A 19972-nucleotide genomic window follows, 5' to 3' on the forward strand; every position below is an offset into this window, starting at 1 on the left:
TTTTGCCCATGAGCACTGAACGGACGCCGATCGACTGGCGGGCCGCCGGGATCGAGACCGAGCTGGGCTGGTCACTCCAGGCGATGTATGCGGGCTTTTCGCGGACCGCCGCCGGGGCCGTGGCCGGCGTGCCGGGCGGGGCGCGCGGATACCAGGTGCTGGTCGCCGTCACGACGGAGCCGCCGACCTCGCAGCTCGCGCTCGGCCAGCGCCTCGGCATCGACAAGAACGCCATGACCTCGGTCGTCGACGCGCTCGAGGCGCGCGGCTTGGCCGCGCGCCGTCCCGACCCGCAGGACCGCCGCAAGAGCCAGGTCATCGCCACCGACGACGGCCGCGCGCTGCTGGCGACAGCGCGGATCTCGCTGCGCACCGTCGAGGCGACCCTCATGCGTGACCTGTCGGCCGACGAGCAGACGCAGCTCAGGCATCTCCTGGCACGTGTCGCACTCGGCGCGGGCGACACCGAGGCATGCACCACCTGATCGGTGGCCTCACCCCGGCGGCCGCGCGCTCCCCAGCTCCTGGGACTCGGCCACCTCGACGCCGCCGGTCCGTCTCAGCCGGTGGCGGCGATGGCGACGGTAGTGGCGATGACGACGGCGGCGATGGCGACGGTGACGCTGGGGAACGCTTTTTTCGTCAGCAGCAGTGTCGCGCCGGGGCCGGCTCCCCGCAGCGCGGCGGCCTCGGCGACACTCGGTGCACCGGTCAGCCGGACCACGTTCGGCGTGTCCATCTCGGCGAGTTCGTCGTCGCTGAAGAGCAGCAGTTCCCAGCCCCGCCGCGTGGCCAGCGCCCGGACCGCCGCACCACGGCGCTCCACCGTCGCCACGGCGTCGACCTCGGCCCCCGTCAGCGCGACCGCGGCCTGAGCGGCCTCGTCCAGCTCCTCGTCGCGTACGCCGGACCGCGCCCCGATCCCCAGCACCACCCGGCCCCGGGGCGTCAAAGGGCGGCGGCCGTCACCAGGCGGTGGGCGATCGCGCGGTCGGCGGCCCAGTGCAGGTGCAGGTAGCTGGCGTGCAGGTTCGGCGTGGCGAAGCCTTCCGGGTCGGCGCCGCGCCAGGCCCAGGCCGCTCCCCCGGCAGGCTCGAGGAGCAGGCCGGAGCGGGGGTGCACCGTCGTGCGGTGGAATTCGTGGCCGGTGATGCGGGAGCCGGCGGGGAGCAGGGGGCTGTCCGAGAGGGCGACCGCGTCCCGGTAGCCGAGGGTGAGGCTCGGGGTCATGGCGGCGTCGGCGTCGAGGACGCCGCACATCGGGGCGTTGTCGAGAGTGCGGCAGAGCCAGAGCAGGCCGGCGCATTCGGCGGCGATCGGCATGCCCACGGCGGCGAGGGAGGCGACGGCGAGGCGGAGCGGTTCGTTGGCGGACAGCTCGGAGGCGTACACCTCGGGGAAGCCGCCACCGACGACCAGGGCCCGGGTGCCGTCGGGCAGTTTCTCGTCGCGGAGCGGGTCGACCACCACGACTTCGGCGCCGGCTCCGGCGAGGAGTTCGGCCGTTTCGGCGTACGCGAAGGTGAAGGCGGGACCACCCGCGATCGCGACCACCGGGCGGCTCTGGACCGGTTCGTCGGCCTCGGGGCTCCACGGTGCGGCCGTGAGCGGCGGTGTGGAGCGGGCCAGCGCGAGCACTTCTTCGAGGTCCACCGAGGACTCGACCAGCGCCGCGAGGGCGTCGACGGAGGCCAGGGCCTCGGCGCGGCGTTCGGCGGCGGGGACCAGGCCGAGGTGGCGCGACGGGGCCTCGACGGCGGAAGCACGGCGCATGGCTCCCAGCACGGGGGTGCCGACCTCTTCGCAGGCTTCGCGCAGCAGGGCCTCGTGGCGGTCCGAGCCGACCTGGTTGAGGATGACGCCGCCGATGCGGACGTTGCCGAAGCTGCGGAACCCGTGCACCAGCGCGGCCACCGAACGGCCCATCGCAGCGGCGTTCAGCACGAGCAGGACGGGCGCGCCGAGCAGCTCGGCGACGTGCGCGGTCGATCCGGTGTCGCCACCGCCGGTCCGGCCGTCGTAGAGGCCCATGACCCCCTCGACGATCGCGAGATCGGTGCCGGCCGACCCGTGCGCGAACAGCGGCCCGATCAGCTCCTCCCCCACCATCACCGGGTCGAGGTTGCGCCCGGGCCGCCCGGCCGCGAGCGCATGGTAGCCAGGGTCGATGTAGTCCGGCCCCACCTTGAAAGGAGCAACCTTCAGACCACGTTTCGCGTACGCCGCCAGCAGCCCCGTGGCCACCGTCGTCTTCCCGTGCCCCGAGGCCGGAGCCCCGATGACGATCCGCGGGATGCTCACCATTCGATGCCCCGCTGCCCCTTACGCCCCGCGTCCATCGGATGCTTCACCTTGGTCATCTCGGTGACCAGGTCGGCGGCGTCCATGAGGTCGGGGTGCGCGTCGCGCCCGGTGATGACGACGTGCTGCGTCCCGGGCCGATCCCGCAGCGTGGCGACGACCTCGGCGACGTCGACCCAGCCCCACTTCATCGGGTACGTGAACTCGTCCAGCACGTAGAACCCGTGGGTCTCGGCGGCCAGGTCCCGTTTGATCTGCTCCCAGCCCTCCGCGGCCTCGGCGGCGTGGTCACGCTCCGTCCCGGCCCGCTGGATCCACGACCAGCCCTCACCCATCTTGTGCCAGGTGACGGGCGCGCCACCGGGGACGGTGCCGAGCGCCTTGAGAGCGGCTTCCTCGCCGACCCGCCACTTCTCGGACTTCACGAACTGGAACACCCCGACGGACCAGCCCGCGTTCCACGCCCGCAACGCCATCCCGAACGCGGCGGTCGACTTGCCCTTGCCCGGTCCGGTGTGGACGGCGAGCACGGCCTGGCGCCGGCGCTGCCGGGTCGTCAGTCCGTCATCGGGAACCGTGGTGACCTTCCCCTGCGGCATCAGGCGGCCCTTCCGATCGAGGTGGCGAGGGTGACGGCGGCCGGCCGCCCGGCAAGAGTGGTTCCCGTCCGTTGACCGCGGCGAGGCCGGCGCGGGCGCGGGGGCGCCGCGGTGAGGGTGACGGCCGACGGCCGTGGCGCGGGGGCGAGAGTGGCGGCGGGCATCAGGCGGCCCTTCCGAGCGGGGTGGTGGGGGTGGCGCTGAGGGCGTCGAGGGGCATGACGTCGGCGTGGAGGGCGGCGGCGAGGCGGCGGGCGAGGCCGAGGCGGATCGGGCCGGATTCGCAGTCGACGACGACGGTGGCCACGCCGGCGAGGGCGGGGGCGAGGGTGACCGGGTCGGGGCCGCTGGTGGCGCGGCCGTCGGTGACGACGATCAGCAGGGGGCGGCGGCGGGGGTCGCGGCGGCGTTCGGTGGCGATGGTCGTGGCCGCGGCGCTCAGGCCGGCGGCGAGCGGGGTGCGGCCGCCCGTGCGCAGGCTCGCGAGGCGCATGACGCCGACCTCGTGGCTGGAGGTGGGTGGCAGGACCTGCTCCGCCGAGCGGCCCCGGAACGTGATCATGCCGATCCGGTCGCGGCGCTGGTAGGCGTCGCGGAGCAGGGACAGGACGGCGGTCTTGACGACGGTCATCCGTTTGCGGGCGGCCATCGAGCCGGACGCGTCGACCACGAAGAGCACGAGGTTGGCCTCACGGCCGACGTGCACGGCTTCGCGCAGGTCACGCGCCTGGACGCCGTCGGCGCCGCCGCGGTGGATGGCCGCGCGCAGGGTCGCGGGCAGATGCGCCGCGCCGCGCAGCCTGCCCTGCGGGATCCGGGAACCGACCACCCGGCCGCGCCGCGCGAACGCCGGGGACCGCCGCCCGGCGTGCCCGCCTTCGCCCCGCGCCGCGATCCGCAGGGTCTTGGGCCGGTAGACCGAGCCGGCCTGGGCCTGCTGGCCGCCGCTCGCGTTCGCGCCGCCGGGCCGCTTGTCGTCCGCGTCGGCCGGCTGATCCGTCAGCTGACCCTCAGCGCCCGAATTGTCCGCCCTGGTGGCGTCATCAAACCCCGAGCCGCTGTCGCCCGCACCGCTACCCGGCGGTGACGAGCCCGGCCCGCTGCGAGGCGCTTGCGAACCAGAGCCACGACCGTCCGATTTGTCCGGACCATCTCCGGAGCCGTCGGAAGGGCCACCGTCGGTCGGGCCGCCATCGGACGGGCCGCCATCGGACGGGTTCGGGTCGTCATCCGGGTCGTCGGCCCCGGCCTGCGACAACGCTTCCTCGAGACGGTCCTCATCGGTGCCCGGCGGGTCGAGCGGATCCTTGCGTCGCCGGTGCGGCAGCGCGAGCCGCGCGGCGTCCCGCACGTCACCCCCGGTGACCGTGCCGCGCCCGTGCCAGGCGGCGAGAGCCACAGCGCACCGCGCAACAACGATGTCGGCACGCATCCCGTCGACGCCGTAGGCAAGACAGATCCGCGCGATCCGGTCGAGCTCGGCGTCGGGCAGCACCACCGCGGGCACGGCCCGGCGCGCGATGAGGATCCGGGCCGCGAGCTCCCGCTCCTCGTCGGCGAAGCGCGCGGCGAAGACGTCGGCATCCCGCTCGTACGCGAGCCGCCGCCGCACCACCTCCGCCCGCTGCACCGCATCGCGGGGCGCGGCCACCGTGACGACCAGGCCGAACCGGTCGACGAGCTGAGGGCGGGGCTCGCCCTCCTCGGGGTTCATGGTGCCGACGAGCAGGAAGCGGGCTGCGTGCTTGACGGAGACCCCGTCACGCTCGACGTGGGCGCGGCCCATCGCCGCCGCGTCGAGCAGCAGGTCGACGAGGTGGTCGGGGAGCAGGTTGACCTCGTCGACGTAGAGCGCGCCGCGGTGGGCGGCGGCGAGCAGGCCGGGCTCGTAGGCCTTGACGCCGTCGGCGAGGGCGCGCTGGATGTCGAGGGTGCCGACGACGCGGTCCTCGGTGGCGCCGACGGGGAGCTCGACGAGGGTCGCGGGGCGGTGCCCGTGCGGGGCGCCCGCCTCGTGGGGGCCGTCGGGGCAGGCCGGGTCGGGGGCTGCGGGGTCGCAGGCGAACCGGCAGCCGCGGACCACGTCGACCTCGGGCAGCAGGGTCGCGAGGGCACGCACGATCGTGCTCTTGGCGGTGCCCTTCTCGCCGCGCACGAGCACGCCGCCGACCGCGGGTGAGACCGCCGTGAGAAGCAGTGCCAGGCGCAGGTCGTCAAGGCCGACAACGGCGGAGAACGGGTACGGCGTCACGCCACAATCCTTTCCGGCGGGTGTCCACGCCCGCGTGTGAGGAATCGAGCGGCCGGAGTCTCCTGACTCCCGGGCACCAGAGCACCCGGTCACAGTGGCGGGACCGTCCCGGACTTCCACCGGGTTCCTCCGCTACCGCTCGCCGGTCAGTCTTCCCCACCCCGCCCCGCATCGGCAACGCGGTGCCCGGTGTCCCACCTCACGCCCCGATCGAGAACCGGCACCGACCGCCCGGCGTCTTGCTGGACAAAGGCTGGACAAAGGCCGGACAAGGGGAGGATCAGCGCCGATGCGAGGGGAGGATCAGCGATGATCGACGGGTTCGACGGTGGTGGACCAGCTGGCAAGGAGGCGCAATCCGTCCGCGGAGGGCGTGCCAGGCTCGGCGCTGTAGGCGGTGAGGGTCAGTCCTGGGTCGGCCGGCAGCGGCAGGGCCTCGAACGGCAGGTCGAGGTCGCCGACCACCGGGTGGCGAAAGTGTTTGACGCCGGTGAGGTGCAGCCGCACGTCGTGGGCCGCCCAGCGCACCCGGAATTCCCCGCTGCGCGTCGACAGCTCCCCCACCAGCTCCGACAGGTCCCGGTCATAGGGATCACGGCCGGCTTCGGTGCGCAGCAGCGCGACCGTCTGGTCCGCCGCGCCCTGCCAGTCGGGGTAGAAGACGGTGGCCTGCGGGTCGAGGAAGCAGAACCGGGCCAGGTTCACCGGCCGGGCGGGCGTCTGGAAGGCCGGGGAGTAGAGGGCGTACGCGAGCCGGTTGGCGCTCAGCATGTCGAGGCGCCCGTTGCGTATGAACGCCGGGGCGTCGGTCATCGCGTCGATCAACCGCTGCACCCCGGGGCGTACGTGTGGTGCGGGCCGGCGCCGTGCCCGGGTGGTCGTGTTCGACGTGCGCGCGAGGTCGTGCAGGTGGGCGTGCTCGGCGTCGTCGAGGCGCAGGGCCTTGCTGATCGCGTCGAGGACGGTGCCGGAGACGCCGCTGAGGTTGCCGCGCTCGAGCCGGATGTAGTAGTCCGGGCTGACCCCGGCGAGCAGGGCGACCTCCTCGCGGCGCAGCCCGGGCACGCGCCGGGTGCCGCCGTAACGGGGCAGTCCCGCCTGTTCCGGGGTGATCCGGGCGCGGCGGGAGGCGAGGAACTCGCGTACGTCGTTGCGGTTGTCCACGCCTCCACGCTACGGCCGCCCGCGGGTCTGACAGAGGCCCTGCTGTTACCCCTTGACGGCCTTCTCGGTGCTCGGCAGCGGCGCCGGGGCGATCCGGTCGAGCTCGGTGAGCACGTCGGTGACCGCGAGCGCCGACTTCTCCACGAGCGGGCGCAGCCGGCGGTAGAGGTCGGCGTTGGCCGGGTCGGGTGTGGTGCGGCCGGTGATGTCGACCAGCGCGGCGGCGTCGTCGAGGTCGGGCAGGTCGCCGAGGGCGTGCAGGCCGAGCAGGCAGGCGCCGAGCGCGGTGCCCTCCGGGGTGTCGGCGATCGCGACGGGCAGGTCGAGGGCCGCGGCGAGCACACCGACCCACAGGTCCGAGTTGACCGCGCCGCCGGTGGCCCGGACCTCGGTCATGGCGATGCCCTCGTCGCCGAACGTGTCGCGGACCAGGGCGAGCTGCTGGCAGACGCCCTCCACGGCGGCGCGGACCAGGTGCGCGCGGCCGTGCTCGCGGCGCAGCCCGAGGTAGGCACCGCGCATGCCGCCGCGCCACCAGGGTGCGCGTTCGCCGAGCAGGTAGGGCAGGCAGAGCAGGCCGTCGCTGCCGGGCGGGGCACCGGCGGCCTCGACGAGCAGGGCGGCGTCGCGTTCGTCGGCGTTCTCGGCCTCGGCCGCCGGGCGGTCGAAGCCCTCGGCCATCGTCTGGCCGGCCCAGCGGACCACCGAGCCGGCGTTGTTGATGGCGCCGCCGATCACCCAGCGGTCCTCGGTGAGCGCGTAGCAGAACAGCCGGCCCGCCTTGTCGGCGAGCGGCCGGTCGACGACGGTGCGCAGGGCGCCGCTCGTGCCCAGGGAGACCGCGGCGATCCCGGCCGGGGTGGCGCCGACGCCGAGGTTGGCGAGCGGGCCGTCGGCGGCGCCGATGATCAGCGGGATGCCGGGTGGCAGGCCCGCGGCGGAGGCGACGTCGGGGTTCAGCTTGAGCGCGGTGGTGGTGGGGACGACCTCGGCGAGCTGCTCCTCGCGTACACCGGCGATGTCGAGGGCTTCGGGGTCCCAGCGCCGTTCGTGGATGTCGTAGAGGCCGGTACCGGACGCGACGGACAGGTCGAGCACGAACGCGTCCGAGGCGAGCCCGGCCAGCACGATCTCCTTGACGCCGCCCCAGCGCGGGGTGTCACGCAGCAGCGCGGGGTCGGTCTCCTTCCACCAGGCGAGCTTCGCGAGCGGCGCCATGGGGTGCACGGGGGTGCCGGTGCGGGCCTGCAGGGCCTTCGCCCGGCCGGTGTCGGCGATGTGCTGGGCCTGGCCGTAGGCGCGGTTGTCGGCCCACGTGATCAGCGGCCCCTGCGGGTTGCCGGTGGCGTCGAGGGGGGCGAGGCCGTGCAGGAACGCGGAGAGGCTCACGGCGACGACCCGGTCGCCGCGCTCGCGCACCCCGGCGGCCACGGTGATCAGCGCCTCGACGGCCGCGTCCCGCAGTTTGCCGGCGTCGAGCTCCGCGCGGCCGGAGCCGGGCACCGACAGCGGGTAGTGCACGCTGGTCGTCACCCGCACCTCGCCGTCCATGCCGGCGGCGACCCCCTTGGTGGCGGTGGTCCCGGTGTCGATGCCGATCACGACGTCCATGCATTCCCCCTCGAGTTCCTCTGGCAAGCATTGCCCAGACGGGTGGCCGCCCATGCGGGCTTGCCCGGCTCAGAGACTTTTCTCGTACGCCGCCCGCAGCGCCTCCCACCCGTGATCCATCGCGTCGCGTCCCCGGATCACCCCGACGGGCACGCCGTCGAGCAGCTTGACCAGCACATCCGCGCAGATGTGCCAGCCCGCGGCGTACAGGGGGGCGGCGTCGCGCCCGTCGAAGACGTGGCGCAGGGTGAGCCGGGTGCCGCCCGGGGTTTCCTCGAGCTCCCACCGCAGCACGTCGCCGCCCCAGGTGTGTTCGAGCAGCCGCGGCGCGTCGGCCCGCAGCACCGTGGCGGCGGTGTCCGTACGGTCCGGGCCGTCCACCATGGTCAGGACGACGTCTCCCGTCCGGGACAGATCGCGCCCGGCGTCGAAAGGTGCCCATTGCGAGAGCCGGCCGGGCTCGGTCAGCGCTGCCCATACCTCCTGCGGCGGGTGGCCCAGCTCGCGGATGAAGACCAGCGCCCAGCGCGCGCCGTCGGCCTCGACGCGTTCGGTCATGACTCCTCCAGGTGTCGTTCGAGGGCATCCAGGTGGGTGCCCCACAGCCGGCGGTAGGGGGCGAGCCAGCGTTCGAGGGCGCGGAACGGCTCCGGTTCGAGGCGGTAGATGCGCTGCTGGGCGGCCGTACGGCTGGAGACGAAGCCCGCCTCCCGCAAGACCTTGAGGTGTTTGGAGACGGCCGGCTGGCTCATGGCGAGGGCGTCGACGAGGCTGCCGACGCTGCATTCGGTGACGCGCAGCTCGTCGAGGATGCGGCGGCGGACGGGTTCGGCCAGCACCGTGATGGGATCCACCATGCCTGTCACGTTATATAACCGCTCAGGCATTTACAAGCGCTCAAAAAGGCCGCCCGCAAGGGACGGCCCAGATGAGTGTCAGCGCTCGGTGATCGGGACGAACTGGCGTTCCGCCTCACCGGTGTAGAGCTGGCGCGGGCGGCCGATCTTGGTGCTGGCGTCGCCGGCCTGCTCGCTCCACTGCGCGATCCAGCCGGGCAGGCGGCCCAGCGCGAACAGCACCGTGAACATCTTGGTCGGGAAGCCCAGGGCCTTGTAGATCAGGCCCGTGTAGAAGTCCACGTTGGGGTACAGCTTGCGGGACACGAAGTAGTCGTCCGCGAGGGCGATCTCCTCGAGCTGGAAGGCGATCTCCAGCAGCGGGTCCGGCTTCTCCATCGTGGCCAGGACCTCCTGGGCGGCCTTCTTCACGATGGCGGCGCGCGGGTCGTAGTTCTTGTAGACCCGGTGGCCGAAGCCCATCAGCTTGACGCCCTTCTCCTTCGCCTTGACGCGGCGCACGAAGGACTGGACGTCGCCGCCGTCGGCGCGGATCTGCTCGAGCATCTCGAGCACCGCCGAGTTGGCGCCGCCGTGCAGCGGGCCGGACAGGGCGTTGATGCCCGCCGAGACCGACGCGAACAGGTTGGCCTGCGCGGAGCCGACCAGCCGCACCGTCGACGTGGAGCAGTTCTGCTCGTGGTCGGCGTGCAGCACGAAGAGCATGTCGAGGATCTTCGCGATCTTCGGGTCGACCTCGTAGTCGACGGTCGGCAGGCCGAACGTCATCCGCAGGAAGTTGTCGACGTAGTCGAGCGAGTTGTCCGGGTAGGGCAGCGGGTGCCCGATGGACTTCTTGTACGCGTACGCCGCGATGGTCGGAAGCTTCGCCATGAGCCTGATCCCGGAGATCTCGACCTGCTCGGGGTCGGTCGGGTCCAGCGCGTCCTGGTAGAACGTCGACAGCGCGGTGACGGCGGACGAGAGGACCGCCATCGGGTGCGCGTCACGCGGGAAGCCGGAGAAGAAGGCGCGCATCTCCTCCTGCAGCAGCGTGTGCACGCGGATCTTGTCGGCGAACTCGGCGAGTTGCGCCGGGGTCGGCAGGGCGTCGTGGATCAGCAGGTAGGAGACTTCCAGGAAGGAAGCCTTGCCCGCGAGCTGCTCGATCGGGAAGCCCCTGTAACGAAGAATGCCGGCGTCACCATCGATGTAGGTGATCGCCGACGCGCAGGAGGCCGTGTTCACGAAGCCCTGGTCGAGGGTGACGTAACCGGTCTCCTTGAGGAGGGTGCTGATCTCGATGCCACCGGGGCCCTCGACCGCCGGGCGCACCGGCAGAGAAAGTTGGCCACCAGGGTGGTCGAGCTTGACATCCGTCATGTATTTCCCTCACTTCACCGGCAGATGTCGCCAATAACCTGCCGTTCACCGTAAACCCTCAAGCTGAACGGGTCATCAGCCGGTCGATCGCTGAGGGATTGATCACGAATACGTGCGGACCGTCACACCATAGATAATGGTCGGTGAAGCATCCTCGTGGTGCAGAGGTGGTGAACCGATGCAGATACCTGATAAGGCTCCCGTCGTCGTGGCGGTCAGCGGATCCTCCGCCGGCCTCGCCGCTGTACGTCTCGCCGCCCGGGAGGCGGCCGCGCGCGGGCTCACGTTGCTGGTCCTGCACGCATTTTCCTGGCCGGGCACGCGATACACCGATGATCCTCCCGATTATGGCGATGCGCGACACGAAGCCGATCAGATAGTGAACGAAGCGATGGCGTCGGCGCGGCGTTCCGCTCCGGGCGTACCCGTGAAAGGCAAGGTGGCGGACGGCCTGGCCGTGCGCGAGTTGCTGATCCAGAGTCGCCGCGCGGCACTGCTCGTCCTGGGCGACGACGCCCTGGCCGGCGGGATGCGGTTACCCGCGGATTCCGTGCTCGTGCAGGTGGTGTCGCGGGCCCGCTGCCCGGTGGTGGTCGCCCGGGGTGTGCGGCCGCCGTCCGGTCCGATGCTGGCCGCTGTGGACGGCTCCCCCAGTTCGATGCTCGCGTTGCGGCTCGCCGCGGCCGAGGCGCAGCGCCGGCAGATCCCCCTGGACGTGGCCCATGTGGTCGGTGAGGCCGGCGAGGCGGCCGGCTCACGCCTGCTGCAACGCATGGTGGACGAGATACCAGGCATTCCACGGGTACGCCCGCAGCTGCTGATCGGCGAACCTGCGTCAACTCTGCTCCGCGCGTCGCGCCGGGCTCGCATGATGGTGGTGGGACCACGGGGCACCGACGGCAGTTCGCTGCTGGGCGCCGTGGCCTCGGAGTTGCTGCGCCGCTGCGCCTGCCCGACCGTGTTTGTCCACGGAACCCCTGCCGGGCACGCCCCGGTGGACGGTACGGTGCCTTCGGCGGGAGCGCTGATCAGCTGACACGGGTGCCAGGGGGCGATGCGGGGTGCGATCCACTGCCCATCCACCCGCGGCTCCGCCCGCCCGCGGGCAGCGGTCGTGGCAGCTGTTCGGTGCGGCCGGGCTGGCGGCGACGGTCGTCTACGTCCTCGACCTGTCCCCCGCCGCCAACGCCGCCTGCTTCCTGATCATCGGTCTCGGCGCCGCCGTGGCGTGTTTCGCCGGGCCGCGCCGGTTCCACGCCGAGCCGCGCGCCGCGTGGCCGTTCATGGCGCTGACCGGGCTGTGTTTCGTGGCCGGGGTGGTGCTGCGCCCCACGGTCACCGCCGAGCCGCTACTGGCCGACGCGATGATCGTCCCGGGGTACGTCCTGCTCGGCGTCTTCTTCGCGATCCTGCTCCGCGCGCGGGGCAGCGTCGAGCGCCACGCCGTCCTCGACGGGCTGATCGTGTGTGTCGCCGGGGCCATCACGAGCGCGCTGCTGCTCGCCTTCCCGGCCGCCGCGATCGAGGGACGCCCCGCGATCGAGTCGGTGCTCGCCGGGCTCTACCCCGCGTTCGACGTGGTGCTGCTGGCGCTGGGCATCAACCTGACCTTCACCGCGCGGACGTGGCCGGTGAGCCTGTCGCTGCTGGTGTCCTGCATCGCGCTGCTCATCGCCGGCGACGTCGCGTACAGCATCATCGGGACGTACGGCTTCACGTACGTCTCGCCGGTGTTCGATCTCCCGTTCCTGCTGACGTTCACCCTGCTCGGGGTCGCCGCGCTGCACCCGTCGGTGGTGGAGCTCGGGCACGCCGACCGGCATCCGGTGCAGGCCTGGTCGTGGCGGCGGATGCTGCTGCTCGTGCCCGCGGTCGCGACCCCGTTCGTGCTGCTGGTGACCAGCGGCGGCACCTTCACCGCCCGGGTGGTGATCGGGGCGGGCGGCGCTGCGATCGTCGCGCTGCTGCTGCTGCGCGCGGTCTCCGCGGTGCAGGCGCAGGTCGAGGCGCAGCTGCACTCCGAGTTCCAGGCGATGCACGACCCGCTGACCGGGCTGCCCAACCGGCGCAGCATCGCCGCCGCCGTCGAGGCTCTCGTCACGGCGGCCCCCGCGCAGGGCCCGGCCCGGGTCTGGGTGACGTTCCTCGACCTCGACGGCTTCAAGTGGGTCAACGACTCGTGGGGCCACGACGCCGGTGACCAGCTGGTCATCGAGGTGGCCGCGCGGCTGCGGGCGGCGCTGCCGGCGGGTACGGCGCTGGCCCGGGTCGGCGGCGACGAGTTCGTGGTCGCGTACGTCGGCGAGGAGCAGGGCGCGCTGCGGCTGGTCGACGAGATGCAGGGCTGTTTCTCCTCCCCGCTGCCGGTGCGCGACACCGAGGTCGTCATCAGCGCCTCCATCGGGCTGGCCCACGCCCCGGGCGGCGGTGACCCCGCGATGACCACCGAGGCGCTGCTGCGCGACGCCGACACCGCGATGTACCGGTCGAAGTCCGAGGGTCCGGGCCGCGCCACCATCTTCGACACGTCCATGCACGACCGGGTCCGGGAGCGCATCGAGCTGGAGAGCGCGCTGCGCGTCGCCCTCAACGAGGGCCAGCTGCACGTGGTCTACCAGCCCATCGTGCGCCTGGAGACGGGCCGACCGCACGGCGCCGAGGCCCTGGTCCGCTGGAACCACCCGCAGCGCGGTGCGATCCCGCCGATGACGTTCATCCCGGTCGCCGAGGAGTCCGGGATGATCGGCGCGCTCGGCACCTGGGTCCGCAACGAGGCACTGCACCAGCTCGCCGAGTGGCGCGCCGACGGCACCGTCGACGGCGACTTCTACATGTCGATCAACGTGTCGCCGAAGCAGCTCGCCGAGCCGAACCTGCCGCTGATCGTCTCCGCCGAGCTGCTGCGCTACGGCGTGCCGTCCTCCGCGGTCGCGCTGGAGATGACCGAGTCGGTCATGGTCGACGGCGGCGGGGTTGCCGCGAAGGTCCTGTTCGAGCTGCGCGAGCTGGGTCTGCGCCTGCTCGTCGACGACTTCGGCACGGGCTTCTCCGCGCTGGGCTATCTGCGCCGCTTCCCGGTCACCGGGGTGAAGGTCGACCGCTCGTTCGTCTCCGGGCTCGGCGACGGCGGTGAGGACGAGGAGATCGTCCGCGCGGTCGTCGCGATGAGCCGCGCGCTCGGGCTCAGCATCGTCGCCGAGGGAGTGGAAACACGCATTCAGCGTGACGCTCTGGCCGCCGTCGGCGTTACACAGGGTCAGGGCTGGCTCTGGGGCCCCGGGGTCACCCCGGGTGACTTCGCCCTGCACTGGGCCGCGGACCGGCACGTGCCCGGTCCCGCTCCGCTCACGGCTGGTAATTCTTAGCCATCGGTCCAGCTCAACGGGCATCACCTTTACCTGATCGTGACAAACGTCCCGTGGACCCCTTCCGCACCGCCGGGCAGTCATGCATTATTCCCACGGTCACGGTGATGCAGGACAAGTCCTCGGATCCGGGCCGGTGCTGCCGATCACATGAGAACGCGGTTCGCGGTGACGCGTCCGAGCGACCAGGGAGGCCACGACATGGCGACATTGATCGGATCCGAGGGATCGACGATCTGGCTCGTGGCTGTGCTGCTCGTCCTGGCATCCGGGCTGGCAGCAGCCCTGCTTGCGGCCATCCGTGACGACGCCGCCCCGGTGCGGGTGCGCGCCGAGCGCCGTCCCCAGGGTGGACGCCCGATCGTGTAGGTCCGTGGCGATGCGGCAGGCTGGACTCATGCGCTTCGCCACCTGGAACGTGAACTCGGTCAACGCCCGGCTCCCGCGGCTGCTGGAGTGGCTGGAGCAGACCGCGCCCGACGTGCTCTGCCTGCAGGAGACCAAGGTCGCCGCGGACGGCTTCCCCGACGCCGAGGTCAAGGCCCTCGGGTACGAGGTCGCCGCGTACGGTCAGGGCCGCTGGAACGGTGTCGCCCTGCTCTCCAAGGCCGGCCTCGACGACGTGCGGCGCGGCTTCGACGGCGAACCCGGTTATCCGGACCCCGAGGCGCGGGCCATCAGCGCCCTGTGCGGCGGGATCCGCTTCATCTGCGTGTACGTGCCGAACGGGCGGACGCCGGAGGACCCGCACTACGCGTACAAACTGTCGTGGCTCGCGGCCCTGCGCACCGCCCTGGCAGCGCAGAAAGGCCCGGCCGTGCTGACCGGCGACTTCAACGTCGCCCCCGCCGACGACGACGTGTGGGACATCGGGATCTTCGCCGGCTCCACCCACGTGACCCCGCCCGAACGCGACGCCCTCGCCGCCCTGCGCGACCTGGGCCTCACCGACGTCGTGCCGCGCCCCCTCAAGGGCGACCACCCCTTCACCTACTGGGACTACCGCGCCGGGATGTTCCACCAGAACAAGGGCATGCGGATCGACCTCGTGTACGCCACCCCCGACGTCGCCGCCGCGGTCACCGACGCGTACGTCGACCGGGAGGCCCGCAAGGGCAAAGGCCCCTCCGACCACGCGCCCGTCGTGATCGACATCAGCCCCGGTTCGGGGTTCTGAGCCGCGCCCCCGGGCCGCCCCTCGCGTAAGGTGAGGTGGATGAGAGGAGGACCGGCATGAGTCAGCTACCCATCCAGGGCGGAACCCGCACCCTCGGTCCCCCCGCCCCTGACCTGCTACGCGCTGACCTGCTGCGCGCTGACCTGTTGCGCGCTGCCCTTGACGCGTCCCGCGAGGCGATCATCCTGTGCGCCGCCGACGACGACACGATCGTTCTCGTCAACGCGGCGGCCGCAGCGCTGGTCCCCGGGCTCGACCCCGGCGCGCTCCAGGCTCTCGAAGCATCGACGATCGAGCACGACGGCCGCCGGTTGAAAGGTGAGCGCCGCCGCCTCGACGACGACCACTACGCGTGGTATCTGCGCGATTGCACCGACGAGGAGCTCCAGGCCGAGAAGTTCCGTGCCGAGCGCGCCCGGACGGCGTTCCTCGACGAGGCCGGGCGGCGGCTGACCGCGTCGCTCAACCAGCGGCGCGTCCTGCGTACGACGGTGGAGCTCGCCGTGGCGCACCTCGCCGACGCCGCCGTGGTGGTCCTGCCCGTCCGCCGCCGGCACAGCGAATGGATCCGGCTCGTCTCCGGTGGAACCACCGAGGAGGGCACGCTGCGCGAAAGCGTCCTCAGCGAGGTCCCCGGGCTCGAGGAGGCCCTCGGCGGCTTCCCGCCCATCCCCAGCCGCTGGCTCGACGCCTCCCAGGTGCCGGCCTGGCTGCTGCCCGGCGACGCCGCCCCGGTCGGCGCGCTGCTGGTCACCCCACTGCCCGGCAACGCCGAGCCGGCCGGTGCGCTGATCCTCGCCCGCCACGGCGCCGCCTTCTCCGCCGACGACGAAGCGCTGGCCCGGATCTTCGCCGCCCGCGCCGGAGCGGCCATCGCGGCCGCCGCGCTCTACCGCGACCAGGTCGACACCGCCGCGATCCTGCAGGCCGACCTGCTCCCCCCGGAGCTGCCCCAGCCCGACGGCATAGAGCTGATCGGCTCCTACCAGGCCGCCCGCGACGCCCTCAGCATCGGCGGCGACTTCTACGACGTCTACGAAGCCACCCCGGCCAGCCCCGACACCATCGTCGTGCTCGGCGACGTCTGCGGCAAAGGCCCCGAGGCCGCCGTGCTCACCGGCAAGATCCGCCAGACCCTGCGCGCGCTGCACCTCGTCGAGGACGACCCCGAGGTCATGCTCTCGGTGCTCAACCGCGCCCTGCTCAGCTCCGGGCGCCAGCACCGCTTCGCCACGATGGTCATCGGCGCGATCAGCCGCGCCGAGCACGGCAGGCTCCGCGTCACCCTCGCCACCGGCGGCCACCCCGTCCCGCTGATCCTGCGCACCGACGGCACCGTCGAGGCCGCACCCATCCGCGGCACCCTGATCGGTGTCGTCCCCGAAATCACCGTCCAGCCCGCCACCGTCGAGCTCGCCCCCGGCGAGACCTGCCTGCTCTACAGCGACGGGCTCACCGAGGCCCGCGGCGGCCCCACCGGCCAGGACCAGTGGGGCGAGGCCCGGCTGCGCGACGCCCTCGCCGGCTGCCGCGGCATGCCCGGCGACGCCGCCGTCGAACGCCTCCGCCAGCTCGTCTCCGACTGGGTCCACGGCGGCGTCCGCGATGACATCGCCATGCTCGCCGTCCGCGCGCCCGCCCGGACCCGCCTCAGCCTGATGGACACCGGCGTCGCCGCCACCTCCCCGTTCGCCATCGACGCCCGGCGGGGTGAGCGGCGAGGACGGGCCCGCTGATGACCGTCTTCACCAGCACCGGGCCCCGGTCGCTCGACGACCCCGGCTTCAGCGAGCACTTCCTGCGCCTGGTCGGCGACGGCGACGAGTGGGGAGCCGTCGAAGCCGTCACCGACCTGCTCGACGCCGGCGTGGCCCCGCAACGCGTCATGCTCGACCTGATCGCCCCCACCCAGGGCCGCATCGGCGAGCTCTGGGCGGCGAACGAGTGGTCGATCGCCCGCGAGCACGCCGCGACGGCCATCAGCGAACGCGTCCTCGCCGCGGTCGCCGCCCGCACCCCGGTCCGCCCCACCCGCGGCCGCATCACGGTCGCCTGCGTCGACGGCGAATGGCACGCCCTGCCCGTCCGCATCCTCGCCGAGACCCTGCGCCTCGACGGCTGGCGCGTCGACTTCCTCGGCGCCAACGTCCCCGGCCCGCACCTCGTCACCCACCTGCACCAGACCGGCCCCGACGCCGTCGCCCTCAGCTGCATGATCACCGCCCGGCTGCCCCGCGCCCACGCCGCGATCACCGCGTGCCGCTCCGTCGGCGTCCCGGTCATCACCGGCGGGCGCGGCTTCGGCCCCGACGGGCGCTGGGCCCACCGCCTCGGCGCCGACGCCTGGGCCGCGGGCGCCGACGACGCCGTCACCCGCCTCGCCCACCACTGGCCCCCGGCGCCCACCGACCCCTACGAGACCGCCTTCCTCGGCGACGAGGAATACACCCACGTCTCCCGCAACCGCGGCGTGCTCGTCAGAACCGCCATGGAGAACCTGCGCGCCGCCTACCCACCGGCCGCCGACTACGACCAGCGCCGGCACGACGCCACCGCCGAGGACCTCAGCCAGATCACCGACTTCCTCGCCGCCGCCCTCTACGTCGGCGACGACCTCGTCTTCACCGACTTCATCGGCTGGACCCGGGCCGTCCTCGACGCCCGCGGCGTACCCCCGACCGCCCTGCAGGCCGGCCTGCACCTGCTCCGCGACCAGCTCCACGACTTCCCCGCCGCCACAGCCGTCCTCGACACGGGCCTGCTCAAGGCCGGCTGATCCCAGGCCTCGCAGCGCCGATCACGGCCAGGTGATCTCTTCTTCGCGGTCCACGAAACGGCCTGATCCGTGCCCCGGTCCTTCGGTGGCCAGGGCGACGATCGCGTCCGTGCCCTCGGTGACGGTCTGCGGGCCCGAATGGCCGTTCAGATCGGTCGCCGTGTAGCCAGGGTCCGCCGCGTTGATCCGGATGTCCGGCCACGCCTTCGCATACTGCGTCGTCAACATCGTCAACGCCGCCTTCGACGCCGTGTAGATCGGCGCCAGATACTTCGACTCCGGCCGCGACGGATCATGAGTGGCGTCCAACGACCCCATCCCGCTGCTGACGTTGATGATGACCGGATCCGCCGACCGCCGCAGCAACGGCAGGAAAGCCGAGCTCACCCGCACCACCCCGGCCACGTTCACATCCAGTACACCCAGAACGTCAGCGCCGGTCAAGCCGGCCGGATCACCTGCGGGCCCCTGCACCCCCGCATTGTTGATCAGTACGTCCACCGCGCCCTCAACGCGCTCGACATCCGCGGCAGCCGCGGCGACGGACCCGTCATCGGTGACATCGATCCGTACGAACCGCGCCCCCAGCTCCTCAGCAGCCGCCGTGCCCGCCTTCTCGTCCCGGGCCCCGAGCACCACGGTGTGACCCCGCTCGACCAGGCGGCGGGCTGTCTCATAGCCGAGACCCTTGTTGGCCCCGGTGATAAAAGTGATCGTCATGCCCTCATCGTGGGAGCACCGCGAGACCCGCACCAGAGACGGCACAACGGTAGGAAAACGGGTACCACCCTGGCCCGCTCGCGGCGCGCGACAATATCCTCATGACCGAACTCGGCACGACGCTGCGCGCCTGGCGCGACCGCCTCACCCCGGCGGCAGCGGGCCTGCCGAGCGGCCGGTCCCGCCGCGCCAACGGCCTGCGCCGCGAAGAACTGGCCGACCTCGCCGGCATCTCCGTCGACTACGTCGTCCGCCTCGAACAGGGCCGCGCCACCACCCCCTCGGAACAGGTCGTCGCCGCCCTCGCCCGAGCCCTGCACCTCACCACCACCGAACGAGACCACCTGTACCGCCTGGCCCGCATCATCCCGCCGGCCGACAGCCGCATCTCCGACCACATCCCACCCGGCATCCACCGAGTGGTGAACCGCCTCGGCGACAACGCCGCCGTGGCGGTTTTCGCCGCCGACTGGCAGCTCATCTCCTGGAACCGCGGCTGGACCGCCCTCTTCGGCGACCCCTGCGCCACACCCCCGGCACTACGCAACTTCGCCCGCGACACCTTCCCCGTCGACGGAGCCACTCCCACGCTGTCCCAGTGGCCGGTCACGTCGTGCACCAGCAACACCATCGACGCCGCCATCGTCTCCGACCTGCGCCGCGCCACCGGCCGCTTCCCCGGCGACCGCCGCCTGACCACCTTGATCAACACCCTCGCCACCGGCAATGCCCACTTCGCCACCCTCTGGGCCACCGGCGCGGTCGGCGCCCACCGAGAGGACCACAAAGTCGTCCACCACCCCGCAGTCGGCCCGATCAACGTCGACTGCGACGTCATGACCGACGGCGACGCCGAACTCAAAATCGTCATCCTCACCGCCACCCCCGGCACAGAAGACGACACCAAACTCCGCCTGGCCATCATCGCCGGCAATCCGGTCGCGCCCCTGCCCACACCGGTCTACGGTGAGGGCATGATCTCCTGAGAAACTTCCGCTGCCACTCTCTTCTGGCACTCGGGTAGTTCCGGCGGCACCGTCCGCCGTGGGTCAGCCGCGTCCGGCCACCCGGGGCTCCACAGTTCTCACATCTTCCACGGCACCCGCCGCACTCCCTCACGAGGAGGCCGCACCATGCCAGACCCCGATCTCACCAAACCGCACCCCACCAACCCAGACTTCACGATCTCCGTCGACCCGGACGACCTCGCCACCCGTGACCTGGCCCCGGCGGAACCCCCGCCCCTGCCCGGCCACCCCCAGGCCAAGGACCTCCCCTCGACCCACCACGGCCTCGCGGACCCCCGCCAGGCCGCCCGCGACCGCTCCGACCGAGCCCACGCCGCCCGAGGATCCCAAGGCACAGGCCGCACGTACGCCTTCCGCCGCAGCTGATCGTCCCCACCGCGCCCCGGCTCTCCCGCCGGGGCGCGGCTCCATCCCCTCAAGGCCCAGCGTCGCCACGACGTCGGACGCGGCCTCAGATCACCCAAAGCTCAAGGCGGCCGCTGCATCGGGGGCGGCTTCCCACCCGTGGCCGGATGTGGCCCAAGTTCGCGCTCGGGGGTCCCCGCGAAAATGCGGCCCACCCGATCACAGCCCGTTCGGCATCCTAGGAGGCTAGGTGGCGGGCTCGCCGACTAGCGTCACATTGCTCGGGTGAGCCGTCCAGGCCTTGATCGGCGCAGGCCCTAAACGGCGCAGGCCTTGATCGGCGCAGGCCTTGATCGGCGCAGGCCTTGATCGGCGCAGGCCTTGATCGGCGCAGGCCTTGATCGGCGCAGGCCTTG

The 19972-nt window shown here is 72.5% G+C and carries 19 protein-coding genes and 1 riboswitch; of the genes, 9 read left to right on the top strand and 10 right to left on the bottom strand.

Features of this window, described 5'->3' with window-relative positions:
- Window positions 1-8 precede the first annotated feature (8 nt).
- A complete protein-coding gene (locus Ahu01nite_RS27400; RefSeq protein WP_203839519.1) occupies window positions 9-485 on the top strand; it encodes a MarR family winged helix-turn-helix transcriptional regulator in 477 nt (158 codons plus the stop codon).
- Between the two features lie 74 nt (window positions 486-559).
- On the opposite strand, the gene Ahu01nite_RS27405 is transcribed toward Ahu01nite_RS27400, so the two are convergent.
- The 9 genes from Ahu01nite_RS27405 to Ahu01nite_RS27445 form a co-directional block, all read right to left on the bottom strand.
- Window positions 560-931: a cobalamin biosynthesis protein gene (locus tag Ahu01nite_RS27405; RefSeq protein WP_203839520.1), complete on the bottom strand. Its 372-nt coding sequence runs from the start codon at window positions 929-931 to the stop codon at window positions 560-562.
- Window positions 932-948: 17 nt separating this feature from the next.
- Window positions 949-2304, bottom strand: coding sequence for a cobyrinic acid a,c-diamide synthase CobB (locus Ahu01nite_RS27410; RefSeq protein ID WP_203839521.1), 1356 nt, complete (start codon window positions 2302-2304; stop codon window positions 949-951).
- Entirely contained in the window at window positions 2298-2900 is a 603-nt protein-coding gene (gene cobO, locus Ahu01nite_RS27415; RefSeq protein ID WP_203839522.1) for a cob(I)yrinic acid a,c-diamide adenosyltransferase, read from the bottom strand. The genes Ahu01nite_RS27410 and cobO overlap by 7 nt, the downstream gene beginning before the upstream one ends.
- Window positions 2901-3063: 163 nt before the next feature.
- Window positions 3064-5151 (bottom strand): VWA domain-containing protein, encoded by a 2088-nt coding sequence (locus tag Ahu01nite_RS27420; RefSeq protein ID WP_203839523.1) that lies wholly within the window; start codon window positions 5149-5151, stop codon window positions 3064-3066.
- A gap of 33 nt (window positions 5152-5184) precedes the next feature.
- A riboswitch (cobalamin riboswitch) is annotated at window positions 5185-5306 on the bottom strand.
- A gap of 148 nt (window positions 5307-5454) precedes the next feature.
- A complete protein-coding gene (locus Ahu01nite_RS27425) occupies window positions 5455-6315 on the bottom strand; it encodes a helix-turn-helix domain-containing protein (protein WP_203839524.1) in 861 nt (286 codons plus the stop codon).
- Between the two features lie 45 nt (window positions 6316-6360).
- Window positions 6361-7926 carry a gluconokinase gene (locus Ahu01nite_RS27430; RefSeq protein WP_203839525.1) on the bottom strand — a complete coding sequence of 522 codons (1566 nt, stop codon included), beginning with the start codon at window positions 7924-7926 and terminating at the stop codon, window positions 6361-6363.
- Window positions 7927-7995: 69 nt separating this feature from the next.
- The gene (locus Ahu01nite_RS27435; RefSeq protein WP_203839526.1) at window positions 7996-8484 is read right to left on the bottom strand and encodes an SRPBCC family protein; all 489 of its coding nucleotides are present in this window, start codon (window positions 8482-8484) and stop codon (window positions 7996-7998) included.
- Complete coding sequence (locus Ahu01nite_RS27440) at window positions 8481-8783, bottom strand: ArsR/SmtB family transcription factor (RefSeq protein ID WP_203839527.1); 303 nt, start codon at window positions 8781-8783, stop codon at window positions 8481-8483. Before Ahu01nite_RS27440 ends, Ahu01nite_RS27435 begins: the two co-directional genes overlap by 4 nt.
- Window positions 8784-8861: 78 nt before the next feature.
- Window positions 8862-10145, bottom strand: coding sequence for a citrate synthase (locus Ahu01nite_RS27445; RefSeq protein WP_203839528.1), 1284 nt, complete (start codon window positions 10143-10145; stop codon window positions 8862-8864).
- A gap of 178 nt (window positions 10146-10323) precedes the next feature.
- On the opposite strand from Ahu01nite_RS27445, the gene Ahu01nite_RS27450 reads away from it, so the two are divergent.
- The 6 genes from Ahu01nite_RS27450 (at window position 10324) to Ahu01nite_RS27475 (ending at window position 17463) form a co-directional block, all read left to right on the top strand.
- Window positions 10324-11181, top strand: a complete 858-nt coding sequence (locus tag Ahu01nite_RS27450; protein ID WP_203839529.1) for a universal stress protein — start codon at window positions 10324-10326, stop codon at window positions 11179-11181.
- 25 nt (window positions 11182-11206) lie between these two features.
- Window positions 11207-13510, top strand: coding sequence for a putative bifunctional diguanylate cyclase/phosphodiesterase (locus Ahu01nite_RS27455; protein WP_203839530.1), 2304 nt, complete (start codon window positions 11207-11209; stop codon window positions 13508-13510).
- 201 nt (window positions 13511-13711) lie between these two features.
- Window positions 13712-13879: a hypothetical protein gene (locus Ahu01nite_RS27460; protein ID WP_203839531.1), complete on the top strand. Its 168-nt coding sequence runs from the start codon at window positions 13712-13714 to the stop codon at window positions 13877-13879.
- A 28-nt stretch (window positions 13880-13907) separates the two neighbouring features.
- Window positions 13908-14687, top strand: coding sequence for an exodeoxyribonuclease III (locus tag Ahu01nite_RS27465; protein ID WP_203839532.1), 780 nt, complete (start codon window positions 13908-13910; stop codon window positions 14685-14687).
- A 56-nt stretch (window positions 14688-14743) separates the two neighbouring features.
- Window positions 14744-16423: a PP2C family protein-serine/threonine phosphatase gene (locus Ahu01nite_RS27470; protein WP_203839533.1), complete on the top strand. Its 1680-nt coding sequence runs from the start codon at window positions 14744-14746 to the stop codon at window positions 16421-16423.
- The gene (locus Ahu01nite_RS27475) at window positions 16423-17463 is read left to right on the top strand and encodes a cobalamin B12-binding domain-containing protein (protein WP_203839534.1); all 1041 of its coding nucleotides are present in this window, start codon (window positions 16423-16425) and stop codon (window positions 17461-17463) included. The genes Ahu01nite_RS27470 and Ahu01nite_RS27475 overlap by 1 nt, the downstream gene beginning before the upstream one ends.
- Before the next feature lie 21 nt (window positions 17464-17484).
- On the opposite strand, the gene Ahu01nite_RS27480 is transcribed toward Ahu01nite_RS27475, so the two are convergent.
- Window positions 17485-18183 carry an SDR family NAD(P)-dependent oxidoreductase gene (locus tag Ahu01nite_RS27480; protein ID WP_203839535.1) on the bottom strand — a complete coding sequence of 233 codons (699 nt, stop codon included), beginning with the start codon at window positions 18181-18183 and terminating at the stop codon, window positions 17485-17487.
- A gap of 101 nt (window positions 18184-18284) precedes the next feature.
- On the opposite strand from Ahu01nite_RS27480, the gene Ahu01nite_RS27485 reads away from it, so the two are divergent.
- Together Ahu01nite_RS27485 and Ahu01nite_RS27490 are read left to right on the top strand one after the other, a co-directional pair.
- Window positions 18285-19169 carry a helix-turn-helix transcriptional regulator gene (locus Ahu01nite_RS27485; RefSeq protein ID WP_203839536.1) on the top strand — a complete coding sequence of 295 codons (885 nt, stop codon included), beginning with the start codon at window positions 18285-18287 and terminating at the stop codon, window positions 19167-19169.
- Between the two features lie 147 nt (window positions 19170-19316).
- Window positions 19317-19577, top strand: a complete 261-nt coding sequence (locus tag Ahu01nite_RS27490; RefSeq protein WP_203839537.1) for a hypothetical protein — start codon at window positions 19317-19319, stop codon at window positions 19575-19577.
- The last annotated feature ends 395 nt before the right edge of the window (window positions 19578-19972 follow it).

The sequence above is a fragment of the Winogradskya humida genome, from assembly GCF_016862215.1.
GTDB classification, from domain to species: Bacteria; Actinomycetota; Actinomycetes; order Mycobacteriales; family Micromonosporaceae; genus Actinoplanes; species Actinoplanes humidus.